This is a genomic window from Nannocystis exedens (genome assembly GCF_002343915.1).
In the GTDB taxonomy this organism is placed as follows: domain Bacteria; phylum Myxococcota_A; class Polyangia; order Nannocystales; family Nannocystaceae; genus Nannocystis; species Nannocystis exedens.
Genome location: NZ_NETK01000001.1, coordinates 5,986,416 through 6,000,365, shown reverse-complemented (window position 1 = coordinate 6,000,365; position 13,950 = coordinate 5,986,416). Strand labels below are relative to the sequence as shown.

Genomic DNA, 13,950 nt, shown 5'->3' with positions numbered 1-13,950 from the left:
TACGGCGCCATCGATTCGGCACCCGCAAGGGAACGCGAGCGTGACCATGATGGTCGAAGTCAAGATCGGGGATGACCATCGCGGCGCGGTCACGCTGGACCTATCCCTCGCCAATCACCCCTGACCGACAGGTCCTTCCGACCCGTCGCCCTGCGACTCAAAACGAAGAGCGACGACCTCCGCGCGGGAGGCCGTCGCTTCGGCTCGGCTGGCCTTCAGGTCAGCCCTTCTTGTCGAGGTGCGCCCCGGCCGGCACGCCGCCGGCGTTCGGGCGCGGCAGCAGGCCCGCGGCCGCGAGCACGACGTCGGGCTTTTGCGCCTGCTCGGCGGCCAGGCGCGCCTGGGCCGACTCGATGCGGCGCAGCAGCTCGGCCTGGTACTCCTCGAGGCGCTCCTGCACGCGCTGCTTCTTGGCGAGCTGGCGACGCATGTCCTCCTGGTAGCGCTTGAGGAAGTAGCCGATCGTCTCGATGCGGATCTTGATCGACCCGGTCGGCTTGTTCTCGTCGATGTCCTTGAACGAGAAGTACGGCGTGCCCGAGTTCTCGATGATCTCCTCGATCACCGTGTAGATCGGCGCGTCGTGGCCGCACTTGAAGCTCGACAGCTCGAGCGCGACCAGGTTGGGGTGGCGCGCCGTGAACTTGGCGGCCCACACCTTCTGGTTGGTGTTCTCGCTGTAGCTGTTCTTCCACACGTCGGTGATGTCGAACGGGTCCTTGATGAACCCGGCGTCGATGTCGGGCTGGAACAGCGGGCGGACGATGTCCTCGTCGAGCGGCAAGGACTGCACGGTGAAGATCGGGTAGCCGAGCTTCTGCAGCTCGTCCGGGATCTCGTGGTTCATGCCCGGGTCGTTGTGGTACGGCCGCGCCAGCAGGACCACGCCGATCCGCTGCTCCTGCTCGAGCCACTTCAGCACCTTGCGCCCGTCGGCGCGGTGGTTGACGAAGAAGCCGTCCTGGGCCTTGAACGCCTCGTCGACCGCGCGGCTGTTCTCCTCCTCGGACAGCCCGAGGATGTCCTTGAAGTAGGTGAACATCTGCTTCTTGCACAGCTTGCGCTCGGCCATCTGCACGAACGGCACGACCAGCTTGATGCCCTTCTGGGCGAACACGTCGGCCTCCTTGATGAAGGCGGCCTTGGTCGTGTCGGCCGAGCCGACCACCGTCGGGCACGCGCGCGAGCCGACCGTGCCCGACAGCCAGGTCTCCATCGAGTCGACCTGCGGGAACACGATCACGTCGAGCGGGCGCTTCTTGTGCTTGGTCTCGACCAGGTTGTGCATGTGGGCGATGCACACCTTCGACGGGAAGCACGGGTCGATCGCGCCGCGCTTGGCGCCCTCCTTGTAGAGCTCCTCGGAGGTGAAGTCGGAGTAGACGAGGTTCTTCGCCGGGACCCCGAGCGCCTCGAAGTAAGCGCTGAAGAACGGGTTCTGCGAGTACTGGTTCAGCACCCGCGGGATGCCGATCCGCAGCGTCGCCCGCTTCTTCATCAGCTCGACCCGCCGCTGCTGCGCCGCCAGCGTCTCGCGCGTGACCGCGGCCAGCGGCGCCGCCTTGCCGACCTTCTCCGCCACCTTCTCGAGCGTGCCCGCGGCCTTGCCGAGCAGCTCGACGACCTTCGGGCTGCGGTTCAGCTTGCGCAGCAGGCCGTCGACCTTGTCCTGGTGCTCCGCGAGCTGCGGCGGCAGGTCGAGGTGCTCGCTCAGGCCGAGGCCGACCTCCTCGATCTTGTCGGCGACGTTCGGCGGGTTCTGGGCGTCCCAGATGTCCTTCGCGGCCTTGGCGGCGAGGTTCGGGAAGTTCTTCTTGAGCTGGTCGAGGCCGCCCTTGATCTTCTTCATCGAGTCGAGGTCCTCGACCTCGCCCTTCTCGCAGGTGGCGATGATCAGCCGCTTGGTGCCGACGGCCTCCTCGGGCTTGTCCTCGCGCTTGCGGATCTTGAGGAGCTGACCCAGCGCCATCCGCCGCTCGGCCTCCTGCTGCTTCATCTCGAGCTCGACGTCGATGAAGGTGCGCAGGCACTTGTTCTTGCAGAAGTAGCAGCGGGTGCTCTCGTCGCGTCGCTGAGTGAAGTCGATGCTGGCGACCTTGTCGATGCCGATCCACTCGGTCTTGTGGTCGAGCTGCTGGACCATGCGCCGCACCTCGAGCGCCGCGCCGATCGCCCCCGACTCGCCGCAGTGCTGGTGGACGATGACCTCGGCCTCGGTGCCCTTCGACTTGAAGCGCTCCTGGATGAAGTCGACCTGGGCCTTGACGGCGGCGAGGTTGTGCTGCGTGCCGCCCTGGAGGATGAACTTGCTGCCGAGCTTGGCGAGGTTGGGGATCTGGCTGACATACAGCCAGATGTTCTTCGGCAGCACGGCGGCGAGGCCGGCCATGATCTCCTCGGGCGCCCAGCCCTGGCGCTGGAAGTCGACGATGTCGGACTGCATGAACACCGCGCAGCCGTAGCCGAAGGTCGGCATCGCCTGGGCGCCGAAGGCCCGCTGGGCGTACTGCTTGACGTCGATGCCGAAGCCCTCCGCCGTGCTCTGCAGGAAGTAGCCGTTGCCCGCCGAGCACTGGGTGTTGAGCTTGAAGTCCTTCACCTTCCCGTTCTTCAGGATGATGATCTTGATGTCCTGCCCGCCGACGTCGCACACGACGTCGACGTTGTCGTAGAAGTGCAGCGCGCTCTCGCAGTGCGCCACGGTCTCGACGATCGCCGCGTCGGCGCGCAGCGTGTCGCGCAGGATGTCCTTGGCGTAGCCGGTGGTGCCGACGCCGAGCACGGTGAGCTTGGCGCCCGCGCCCTCGACCTGCTGGCGCAGGTCGGCCAGCAGCTCCTTGGTGTCGACGATCGGGTTGCCCTTCGAGAGCTGGTAGACCTTGCGGATCACCTCGCCCTGCTCGTTCAGCATCACCGCCTTCGACGAGGTCGAGCCGCCGTCGATGCCGATGAACACCCGCACTTCCTCGCCCGGCGTGAACTCCTTCGGGACGAACTTGGCCGGCTTGTACTTGGCCATGAAGTCGTCGAGGTCGGCCTCGTCCTTCGACAGACCGGCCGCGCCGGCCTTCTTCTTCTCGAGCAGGCGGCCCTCGGTGAGGTACCACTGCAGCTTCTCGGTGCCCTGGTAGACGCCGACGCGCTCGTCCTCGTCCTTGCCGAACTCGACCGCGCCGATCGCCGCGTAGTACTGGGCGTTCTGCGGCACGATGATGAGGTCGGCCGGGTCGACGCCCTCCGGCAGCGGCACGTTGCGCTCGTGCCAGATCGGCGGGATGTTGGCCTTCCACGCCTCGACCATGCCCTTGATGTACGTGTTCGGGCCGCCGAGCAGCAGCACGTACGGCATCAGCGTGTGGCCGCGCGTCAGCACCGACAGGTTCTGCTGCACGATCGCCTCGAACAGCGACGCCATCAGCTCGTTGGCCGGCACGCCGAGCTTCTGCAGGCCGTTGACGTCGGTCTCGGCGAACACGCCGCACTTGCCGGCGACCGGGTGCAGCTTGTGGCCGTTGTAGGTCTGCTGGCACAGCAGGTCGGCGGGGATCTTCAGCTTCGCGTTGATCTTGTCGATCACCGCCCCGGTCCCGCCGGCGCACTTGTCGTTCATCGACGGGATCTTCTTCTTGCGGCCGGTCTCCGGGTCGGGCTTGAAGACGATGATCTTGGCGTCCTGGCCGCCGAGCTCGATCACCGAGTTGACCTCGGGGTGCAGCTTCTCGACCGCCAGCGAGACGGCGTTGACCTCCTGCACGAACTTGGCCCCGACCCACCGGCCGACCCCCGCGCCGCCCGAGCCGGTGATGAACATGCGGGCGTTATTCGCCAGGTCCGGCACCGCCGCCTCGATCTCCTTGAACATCTTCAGCGCCCGCTCGGCCTGCTTGCTCTCGTGGCGCTGGTAGTCCTTCCACACGATCGTGTCCGTGGCCGCCTCGACGACGACCGCCTTGACCGTGGTCGACCCGAGGTCGACGCCGACGATGTACTTGAGTTGGGACATGTTCTGGAGTTCCTGTTCCTGAAGACCTGGCTGGAAGGACCTGGCGCGAGAGGCAGCCTCACTCGGCGGCGACGCGGACCTGCTTGGGCTTGACGCCGTCGGCCTGCATGCGCTCGGCGACGTGAAGGGCGAAGTTGGCGCCGGTGCCGACCACGCGCGGGTTGTGGCGCGGGAACTGGTACATCGGCCGCTTCATCTCGGGGTGGGCGTCGACGTAGGCCTTGAGCTCCTCGAGGCTGTACGGGAGGCTGGAGAGGACCTCGGCGAACTCGCGCTTGGCCTTGGCCTTGGCCTCGCCGAGGGCCATCTGGACGCGGCTGTGGGCGTTGATCTCGCCCTCGCCGGAGGTCTCGATGGGCAGGAAGATCATCTCCTTGTAGCGGTTGACGACCGCCGACTGGGCGCCGTCGGACTGGGTGCTGGGCATGCAGCCGAACGGCTTGAGGCTCAGCACCATGTGGGCCAGGCCCTTGTGCGAGTAGTAGATGTTCTTCGACACCTCGAGGTGGCCTTCGCCGCCCTCGGAGCGGGTGTGGTAGAAGCCGTGGCCCAGCCGCTCCATCTCGTCCATGTCGACGATCTCGTGGGCGATGTGGCCGAGCGCCTCGACCATGCGGCTGTACTCGCGGCGGAAGATGGTGTCGGCGACCTTGGCGATCGCGCGCTTCTTCAGGTAGCCGGCCTCGATCTGGGCCCGCTTGCCGAGCTCGTACCACTTGACCTCCTCGGCCTTCTCGACGAGGCCGTGGCGGTCGCGCGCCTTGATCTTGGTCTGCCACAGCATGTACGCCAGCCAGGTCGCGATCGGCTCGGTGATGACCTCGGCGCCCTCGCTGTGGAGGAAGCGGAACATGTTGAAGTTGCCGTCGCCCTCGGTGGTCTGGGCCCAGAACTCGCCGGTGACCTTGACGATCGGCTTCGGCTGCAGGCGGTCGACCTCGACCTCGTCGAACTTCTTGGCGATTTGCCGCAGCGGCTCGATGTAGTCCTCGCTGGTCAGCAGGTCGAGGAACTTGACCGCCTGCTCGGCGATGTCGAACGCCTTGGCGTTCTTGCCCTTGAGCAGGTCGCCGAGGGTGGTACCCGCCAGCTCGGCCGGCTGCTTGCGCTTCATGACCCGGTACATGAACTCGAGCGACTCGGCGGCGGCCTTGTCGGTCGCGCCCGGGACGGTCTCGTAGGCGCGGATGCAGTTGGCGACCTCGCTCAGGATGTCGCCGCAGTTGAACGCCGAGACCATGCCGGCGAAGAAGTCGAGGTTCATCTTCAGGCCGGCCTCGAGGTCGCCCTGCTTGAGCCCGCCCTTCTGCTGGAACAGCATCACGCGGAAGCCGTCGAACCCGGCGTTGCGCAGCGCCAGCCGGTACTCGGCCTCGTACATGCCGAACCGGCACGGACCGCACGCGCCCGCGGTCAGGAACACGTGCGAGTCGATGATCTCCTGCACGCTCATGCCCTGCTTGTCGCGCAGGTGCTGCAGGTACTGCACGAGGTTGCCGACCGTGAAGTAGGTCGGGTTGCACTGGCCGTTGTTGCCGTACTCCTTGCCGAGCTGGAAGGCGTCGACGTTCGGCGTCGGCACGACGGCGGTCTTGTAGCCGAGCGACTCGAACACGCCCTTGAGCAGGTGCTCGTGGCGGAAGGTCAGGCCGCCGAACAAGAGGGTGGTGTGCGGCCGCTGCGGCGCCGTGAACGAGTGCTCGAACGGCTTCTTGAAGTGCATGTTGACGGCGCCGAAGCTCACGCCCTCCTCCTGGGCGAACTTCTGCTGCGCTTCATCGAGGAGCGACTTCACCTGCGGCTGCGAGAGGATCTTGAGCGAGGTGCTGCGTTGCGAGGTCGGGGTCGTCGTCGTGGTCGCCATCGTTGGTCCTGCAGGGCGGTAAAAGTTGGCTGACAGTGTCGTCAGTGACACATGTGTCAGTCAACCGGGAAGAGTCATGCACACTTCCCAAAGACCCGCAAGAAAGCACGCCACGGGGCGAATTGACCCACGGGCTCATCCCGAGCCGGGGTTTGATAACCCCTGACCGCGCGGTGAGAATTGAGCGTTTTCGCGCTCCCGGAGGCGGGGCCCGGAACAGCATTCCGCGCGCGCCGGGAGGGAAATTCGGCCCGGCGCGTCGAGGGGGTCCGGCGGCTGGGATCGCTATGAAGAGGATCGGCGGCTGCGCAGCTCGCGAGGCGAACGGCAAGAAAGGGGGATGCGCCGATCTCGGTGACGAGCGCGTCACGGCATGACGGCAGCTCGCATGCGATCGCGTGCGATACGGCCGGACGGTCGCAGCCCTACGGCGCGAGCTGAGGCGAGCGGATGCCCTTGATCTGCGGGATCTGCTGCTTCAGCTTGCGCTCGATGCCCTGCTTCAGCGTCGCCTGCGAGCTCGGGCAGCTGACGCAGTTGCCGGTGAGCCGCACGCCGACGGTGTCGGCCGTGACGTCGAGCAGCTCGATGTCGCCGCCGTCGGCCTGGACCAGCGGGCGGCAGGTCTCAAGCACCTCGCGGACGCGGGCGATCAGCGCCTCGCCCTCGAGCGGCTGGCTGTCGACGGCGGCGCTCGGGTCCTCGAGCAGGGCCTCGAACGGCGAGCGCTCGGGGTGGACCACCGGCAGCTTGACGGGCGGCTTCTTGACGGGCGCGGCGGTCGTCGGCTCGTACGGCACGGTCGCGCCGCCGGCGGCCTTCCAGCCCTCGATGCCGCCGCGCAGGCTGACGACCGACTTGAAGCCGCGGCGGGCGAGGATCTCGGCGGCCTGCAGCGAGCGCCGGCCCGAGCGGCAGTAGGCGATCCACACGCCCTGCGGGTCGAGGTCGTCGACCTTCTCGAGGTCGCCGAGCGAGACGGTGCGCGCGCCGGCGAGGATCCCGGTTTGCGCCCACTCCGACGGCTCGCGCACGTCGAGCAGCAGGACCTTGCCGCCCTCGGCCAACCTGGCCTTGAGGCCGGCCGCGGTCAGCTCGCGGCCGTCGCCGTCGTCCTCGTCGTCGTCACCGACGATCGCCGCGACCACCGGCGGCGTGGCCGACGGATCCTTGAGCAGCTCGACCAGCTTGCCCGACTCGTGCAGCTCGCGCAGCTCGTCGAAGCCGCCGATGCACTGCTCGCGGATGAACACGTGCGGCGCGGTGCGGCGGCCGGTCTTGGTGCGGATCGCCGTGCGCAGGTCGTGGTTGTCGGTGTAGTCGATCGTCTTGGCGAGCAGGTTCTGCTCGCGCACGAGGTCGAGCGCGGCGCGGCAGTAGGGGCAGCCGCGCTTGTAGTAGATCACGAGCGCCGGCTCGGCCGGCTTGGCGTCGGCGGCCTGCTCGGGCTTGATGATGCCGCGGTCCTGCTGCCACTTGCGCAGCTTGTCGCGGTCGGACTGCCACATCGGCTGGTCGGGCGTGCCGCCGTCCCAGCTCGGGATCTCGAGGCGCAGGTCGATGCGGTCGAGGCCGACGATCCCCCGCACGCGATCGAGGCCGGCAGCGGCCAGCCGGACGGGCGCGTGCTCCGAGGTCTTGCCGCGCTCGACGACGCGGTCCAGAGTGTGCACGGTGATGCGCTTGAGGAGCGTGCCGATCACGAGGGGACGCCTTAGCCGGCGCGACCGGCGGCGTCAAGTCGGGCAATTGCGAGCCGTCGGACTCGAACCGACACACCCGGCGGGTACTGGAACCTAAATCCAGCGCGTCTACCAATTTCGCCAGGCTCGCGCGGAACAGAGCGTATCATCTCGGCGTGACGTCGCTCCAGAGGCTTTGCGCGTGGACGTGTGCTTTCGTCGCGATCGGCTGTTCGCAGCCGACCGGGCCGCAGAAGGCGGGGCCCGAGGCCAAGACGGAGACAAAGACCGAGGCCGAGGCCGCGGAGCCCGCCAAGCCGGCGGAGGCCAAGGCCGCGGCGCCGACGACCTTCGGCAAGGTCCGCAGCGACGTGAGCCTGCCGCTGCCGGCCCTGCTCGGGCAGCCGGTCGCCTCGGTCGAGGCCAACTTCGGCGAACACCAGGGCAAGGGCCTGAGCCGCTCGACGTGCGTCCGCTTCGCGCCGGAGCGGACGTTCTTCCGCTGCGCCTTCGCGCTCCAGCGCTACGCCGACAAGGGCGACCAGTGGGCGGGGATCCGCGTCGAGTACGAGGACGGGGTGGCGGCCTCGATCGGCTTCGACGGTTTCAAAAAGGGGTCGGGCCCGTTCGACCCCAAGGTGCTGCTGGCGGCCGTGGGACTCGAGCTGCCCGACGAGCCCCGCACCGACGCGCCGGCGCAGGGCGTCCGCCGATGGGCGTGGTTCAACGACCGCGCGCGCCTCAAGATCGGCGAACATCAGTACCGCGTCGAGATCTCCGTGGTCGGTGAGGACTGGAGCCGCAGCCGCATCGACGTGATCCTCAACGATCCGCTGACGCCGGAGCAGAAAGCCAAGATCGTGCCGCCCGGGCCGGGCAAGGCGGAGGTCAGCGAGCCCCCGCCGGGGCAGTGAACGCCGAGCGCGGCGCCTCTGCTTCCTCCCGTCGATCCCCCGGCGAGCGCGCGAGCGCGGCGCCTCGCACGACCGACCCGCCAGGTGGCACCCCTGCCCTCGCCTCGCCTGCCTCGCGCCTCGCGTCCTCGGCTTCCGCGCCTGGTGGTTCGTCAGGTCGACGGCGAGCGCGGCGCCTCACCTTCCTCGCGTCGCACGACCGACCCCGCGAGGGTTGCTCACTCGCCTCGCCTGCCTCGCGCGACGAACCAGCGAACGCCGCGTGCTCGGCTCTCGCGCCTCGTGGTCCGTCAGCGAGCGGGTCGCCTCGCCGTGCTCGCGCTGCTTGCCGCTCGTCGGCCGGAGCCGCGTCGCTTGAACATGTCCATCATGGACATGCTCTTCAGAGCATGCTCTTCAGGCCATGCTCTGAAGAGCATGCCCCTTGAGACATGCCCGCTTCAGAAGATCTTGCCGGGGTTGAGCAGGCCGGCGGGGTCGAGGACCGACTTGATCCCGCGCATCAGCGCGACCTCGGTGGGGTTGCGGCTGTAGTGCAGGTGGTCGCGCTTGAGCAGGCCGACGCCGTGCTCGGCGGAGATGCTGCCGTCGTGGGCCTGGACGAGGGCGTAGAGCTCGTCGTCGAAGGCGTGGACGCGGTCGAGGAATTCGGGCAGGCCGGTGGCTTCGGGGCGCAGGAGGTTGAGGTGGAGGTTGCCGTCGCCGACGTGGCCGAAGCACAGCGCCTCGATGCCGGGCAGGCGCGCGGCGACCAGCGGGCGCCAGGCGGCCAGGAACTCGGCGACGCGGGCGACCGGCAGGGCGATGTCCGCCTTGTGCGGGGTGTGGCGGTGGAGCGACTCGCTGATGTCCTCGCGGTAGGCCCACAGCGCGCGGGCCTGGGCCTGGGTGGCGGCGAGCACGGCGTCGGCGACCTCGCCGGCGTCGACCGCCTCGCCGAGGCAGGCGCCGAGCTCGTCGCGGGTGTGCTCGAGCGCGGCCGCCCCCGGCACCGGGACCTCGACCTCGACCAGCACGTAGCGCGCGGCCGCCTCGGCGAACGGCGGGTCGCCCTTGCGGTGGGCGAGGACGTGGTCCAGGCAGCCGTGGTCGAGGAACTCGAAGGCCGACAGCGTCAGGCTGCTCCGGCGCAGGCGGGCGAACAGCGCCAGGACCTCGGCGTCGGACGGCACGGCGCACAGCGCGACCAAGCTGTCGGCCGGCGGCCGCGCGAGCTTGAGGGTGACCTCGACGATCACCCCGAGCGTGCCCTCGCTGCCGATGAACAGCTGCCGCAGGTCGTAACCGGTGTTGTTCTTGACCAAAGCGCCGCCGAGCACGAGCAGCTCGCCGCTGGCGAGGACGACCTTGAGGCCGAGCACCCAGTCGCGCGTGAGGCCGTAGCGCAGGACCTTCACGCCGCCGGCGTTGGTCGCCAGGCTGCCGCCGATCTGGGCGCTGCCCTTGGCGGCGTAGTCGACGGGATAAAGGAGTCCGGCGGCGGCCGCCGCGTCCTGCACGGCCTGCAGGGTGGCCCCCGCCTCGCACCGCAGCGTGCGGGCGGCGGTGTCGACCTCGAGGATCCGGTGCATCCGCTCGAGCGACAGCACGACCTCGCCACGAGTGGCGGTCGCCGCCCCCGCCAAACCGGTGCGACCGCCCGAGGGGACGATCGGAACGCCGTGAGCGGCACACGCGCGGACGACCGCCTGGACGTCGGCCGGCGAGCGCGGAAACACGATGAGCGACGGCTGCACCGGCCAGCCGCCGCGGCAGCGATCGGCGCCGTAGTAACTCAGGTCGGCCGGGTCGTCGCTCAGGCGCTCGGCGCCGAGGGCCGTGATCAAGGCCGCGCGGAGGTCTTCGAGGTCGGGGGCCATGGCGTGCGAGGGTAACCCAAAGGCGCGAGCGCGCCCGCATGCCGCGGGCGCGCTCGGCTCGGCTTCCCGGTTACCAGCGTTAGGTCGCCCCCGAACGATGTTCACCGTTCGGGAAGCGGCCGTAATGCTAGAGCGCCGGGAGGGCGTTGGCAGGCAGGCGCATGAGCTGGCGGACCATGCGGACGACCGACTTCACGACCGGGTGGCCCTTGATGAAGACGACGCCCACCACGTGCTTCTCGTCGCCGGCGACCAGGATCGCGTGCTCGCCGACGAGGATGCGAACAGCGCTCTCGCCCGCCACCTGCCGCAGCTTCACCGCTTCGAGCACGATGGGCTTCCAGCGCTCCTCGCCGACCCACGCCGCGTCGCCCGCCTGCGCCTGCTCCGCGGTTTGGTCCAACACGGCCACGATGCCGTCGTGGCGAAGAACGCGCTCAATTCGTGTCGATGACATGGACTTCCCTGTTTTCTGGCCCAATTGGGCCCGTACGTCGCAAACTGGGGGGGTCGCGTTACGGGCTTTGGGTTTTACAAAAAGCCCCCAGGTGCGTCAAATCCGCAAGACTGATTTCACGGTGATTACCGCATGAATCTGATCGACACCCACGCGCACATCGACATGCCGCGCTTCGGCGATCGTGCGGAACGTCGATTTGCCGCTGTTCGGGCCGCTGCCGCGGGAATTTCCGCGATCGTGATCCCCGGTGTCGAACCGGAATCTTGGGCGGGCCTGCTCGAGACCGCGGCGGACCTGCGCGAAATTGCGCCGACCGTGCGCTTTCACACCGCCCTGGGGATCCACCCGCAAGTCCTTCCCGAGCTCGACCCCGCGCATGATTCCGCGGCCCTGACCGCATTAAACGACCAGATTCGCGCGGCCCCGGCGGGGCTCGTGGCGATCGGCGAGTGTGGCCTCGACTTCGGACCGGGCGGCGGCGGCGTGCCGCGCGAGCGGCAGGTCGCGGTGCTGCGGGCCCACTTCGCGCTGGCGCGAGCCACCGGGCTTCCGTTGCTGCTGCACTGTTTGAAGGCCCACGCGGCCATGCTCGAGCTGCTGGACGAGCGGCCGCTTCCGCCGTCCATCCTGCACAGCTATTCGGGCAGCGCCGAGATGGTGCCGGCGTTCTGCCGCGGCGGTCACGCGGTCTCGTTCGCCGGGGCGCTGACGCTGCCTGGAGCACGGCGGCCGGTGCTGGCTGCTCGCGCGGTCGCGGCCGACCGGCTGCTGCTCGAGACCGACTCGCCCGACCAGACGCCGGCGTCGCGCCGACCGGCCCGCAACGAACCGGCGTTCCTCGAGGACATCGCCCGCGCCGTCGCCGCGGCCCGCGGCGAGCCGGTCGAGCGGGTGGCCGAGACCACCACCGCCAACGCGCGCCGCTTCTTGCGGCTCGCCGCCTGACGATGATGCGAACCTGCATGCTGACGACCGTCCTGGCGCTCGGGACAGGCCTGCTCGGGTGCGGCGGCCCGCCCCCACGCCGGCGCCGGCGGCCGGGGTCCCGCCCCCCCGCCGCCCGTGGTCGCCGCGCCGGAGCCCGAGCGCGTGCCGCCGCCGCCCGAGAAGCTGGTGGTCTCGCACCCGCGCGAGCTGGCAGAGCTCGACCTCGGTCGGCTGGTGTCCCTCGACCTCGCGCTGTCGCCCGAGGACCGGCGCGAGCGGGCCAGCCAGCTGCGCGACGACCTCGATTACGACCACGCCTGCGCGGAGCTCGACCTGACCCGCCTGGCCGAGCGTACCCCGGCGCTGCGGTCGCTGCGGATCTCCGGCTGCCTCGACGCGGTCCACGCGGGCCTCGGCGCGCTCGTCGGCGTCGAGAGCCTCGAGCTCGCCGACCTCACGCTCGACGGCGTGGTGATGGGCCGGATCGCCAGCCTCCCGCGGCTGCGCGACCTGACCCTCGCGCGCGTGACCCAGGGCGCCGAGCCGGTGGCCTTGCTGGCGCGAGCGCGGCTCTCTTCGCTCGTGCTCCGCGACCTCGCCACCGACTCGGGGCTGGCGGCGATCGCCGGCGACGTCGCCGGGCTGCAGGCGCTCACGCTCGAGGGCCCGTGGGCCGGGCACGACGCGCTGCTCGAGGTCGCCGACGCGACCGCGCTGCGCGAGGTGAAGCTGCTCGACACCCGCGCCGGCAACTTCTCGCTGCACCAGCTCAAGCCGCTGACCGACCTGTCGCGGCTGACGCTGCGCGGCCCGAGCTTCAACGACTACAGCCCGCTGTACGTGCGCGACCTGCCGCTGACCGAGTTCACGTGCGCCTGCCCGAACCTCGGCGACAAGGGCCTGCGCGCGCTGGGCCGCCAGCTCGGGCTGCGGCGGCTGGTGCTGCCGCAGTCGCGGATCACCGGCGCGGGGCTCGAGGAGCTGGCCAAGCTCGGGCTGCAGTCGATCGAGATCCGCGGCCGCGACCTCGGGCCCGACGGGCTGCTCGCGCTGAGCCGCCTGCCCGACCTGCGGACCCTCGTGCTCGGGCTGGCGCCGCCGCTGACGCTGGCCGACCCGACGATGCAGCACCTCGGCGAGCTCGCCGGCCTGCGCACGCTCGTGCTCGACATCCCGAGCCTCGGCGACCGCGTCGCCGACGAGCTCGGCGAGCTCACCGGGCTGGTCGAGCTCGACCTCGGGGGCACGCAGATCTCCGACGCCGGGCTGCGCGCGCTCGCGGGCATGCACGGGCTCAAGGTGCTGCGGCTGCACCACACCAAGGTCACGCACCGCGGGCTGGCCAACCTCGCCGGCCTGACGCAGCTCGAGGTGCTCGAGCTCGACCACACCGACGTCGTCGACGGCGGGGTGGCCCACCTCAAGGACCTGACCGCGCTGCGCGTGCTGCGGCTCGACGCGACCCTCATCACCGACCAGTCGCTGCAGTACCTGCGCGGCATGGACAAGCTCGAGCAGCTCAACCTCGCCGACACCGTCGTCACCGCCGACGGCGCGGCGACGCTGCTGACGCTGCCGTCGCTGCGCTCGGTCAACCTCGCTCGCACGCGCGCGAGCGACTGAGGGGGCGAAGGACCCGCGGTGACGCCCGCCGAAGGCCGAGCCGTTCATACCTGCCTCCGAGGACAGGCAGGGCGCCGAGGTTGGCCGAACCGCTCGGATGCGGTAGACCTCCGCGACTCACTCGACGGGCGGCCGATCGTCGCGCCGGCGTCTCTCGCCGCCCCGCAGCGATCCCGCGACGAAAGCGGCGACACGATGCAGATCAGCCTGATTGGTTTCGTCCTGGCGGCGGAGAACCCGACCCGAAGCGCCAGGTGGTTCGAGCAGCACTTCGGGTTCAAGGTGGGCGTCGACATCGGCTGGTACGTCCATCTCCAGTCCGAGGGCCACCCGAACGTCAGCCTCGACTTCGTGCAGCGCGACCACGAGTCCTGGCCGGTCGCCGCGCGCGGCAAGCAGGTCACCGGCTCGCTCCTCGCCCTCCTGGTCGACGACGTCGACGCCGAACACGAGCGGCTCAGCCGGGCCGGCGTGACGATCGTCCTGCCGCTGATCACCGAGCCGTGGGGTCAGCGGCGGTTTCAGGTCGCGGGCCCGGACGGCCTGTTCGTGGAGGTCCTCCAGCGCGTCGAGCCCGACCCGGCGTGGCTCGCCGCCCACGGGCTGGCCGCGAGCTGA

At 69.7% G+C, this 13,950-nt stretch carries 9 protein-coding genes and 1 tRNA gene; 4 read left to right on the top strand and 6 right to left on the bottom strand.

Annotated features, from left to right (window positions below; all coding sequences use genetic code 11):
- Nucleotides 1–220: 220 nt before the first annotated feature.
- From NAEX_RS53885 to NAEX_RS23580, 4 genes are all read right to left on the bottom strand, one after another.
- Nucleotides 221–4,003, bottom strand: coding sequence for a BadF/BadG/BcrA/BcrD ATPase family protein (locus NAEX_RS53885; protein ID WP_170135950.1), 3,783 nt, complete (start codon nucleotides 4,001–4,003; stop codon nucleotides 221–223).
- Nucleotides 4,004–4,061: 58 nt separating this feature from the next.
- On the bottom strand, nucleotides 4,062–5,867 hold the full coding sequence (locus NAEX_RS23590) for a hypothetical protein (protein ID WP_211302461.1): 1,806 nt from the start codon (nucleotides 5,865–5,867) through the stop codon (nucleotides 4,062–4,064).
- A gap of 425 nt (nucleotides 5,868–6,292) precedes the next feature.
- Nucleotides 6,293–7,570, bottom strand: a complete 1,278-nt coding sequence (locus tag NAEX_RS23585; RefSeq protein WP_096329731.1) for a NifU family protein — start codon at nucleotides 7,568–7,570, stop codon at nucleotides 6,293–6,295.
- A 47-nt stretch (nucleotides 7,571–7,617) separates the two neighbouring features.
- Nucleotides 7,618–7,700: transfer RNA gene (locus NAEX_RS23580), tRNA-Leu, on the bottom strand.
- A 25-nt stretch (nucleotides 7,701–7,725) separates the two neighbouring features.
- On the opposite strand from NAEX_RS23580, the gene NAEX_RS23575 reads away from it, so the two are divergent.
- Nucleotides 7,726–8,463, top strand: coding sequence for a hypothetical protein (locus tag NAEX_RS23575; protein ID WP_096329730.1), 738 nt, complete (start codon nucleotides 7,726–7,728; stop codon nucleotides 8,461–8,463).
- Between the two features lie 440 nt (nucleotides 8,464–8,903).
- On the opposite strand, the gene NAEX_RS23570 is transcribed toward NAEX_RS23575, so the two are convergent.
- Nucleotides 8,904–10,322 (bottom strand): FAD-binding oxidoreductase, encoded by a 1,419-nt coding sequence (locus NAEX_RS23570; protein ID WP_096329729.1) that lies wholly within the window; start codon nucleotides 10,320–10,322, stop codon nucleotides 8,904–8,906.
- 127 nt (nucleotides 10,323–10,449) lie between these two features.
- Nucleotides 10,450–10,728 carry a hypothetical protein gene (locus tag NAEX_RS23565; protein WP_143140539.1) on the bottom strand — a complete coding sequence of 93 codons (279 nt, stop codon included), beginning with the start codon at nucleotides 10,726–10,728 and terminating at the stop codon, nucleotides 10,450–10,452.
- Nucleotides 10,729–10,911: 183 nt separating this feature from the next.
- On the opposite strand from NAEX_RS23565, the gene NAEX_RS23560 reads away from it, so the two are divergent.
- The 3 genes from NAEX_RS23560 to NAEX_RS23550 all read left to right on the top strand — a co-directional run bounded on the left by NAEX_RS23560 (nucleotide 10,912) and on the right by NAEX_RS23550 (nucleotide 13,950).
- Nucleotides 10,912–11,727, top strand: a complete 816-nt coding sequence (locus tag NAEX_RS23560; protein WP_096329727.1) for a TatD family hydrolase — start codon at nucleotides 10,912–10,914, stop codon at nucleotides 11,725–11,727.
- A 117-nt stretch (nucleotides 11,728–11,844) separates the two neighbouring features.
- Entirely contained in the window at nucleotides 11,845–13,332 is a 1,488-nt protein-coding gene (locus NAEX_RS23555) for a leucine-rich repeat domain-containing protein (protein ID WP_096329726.1), read from the top strand.
- Between the two features lie 195 nt (nucleotides 13,333–13,527).
- The gene (locus NAEX_RS23550) at nucleotides 13,528–13,950 is read left to right on the top strand and encodes a VOC family protein (RefSeq protein ID WP_096329725.1); all 423 of its coding nucleotides are present in this window, start codon (nucleotides 13,528–13,530) and stop codon (nucleotides 13,948–13,950) included.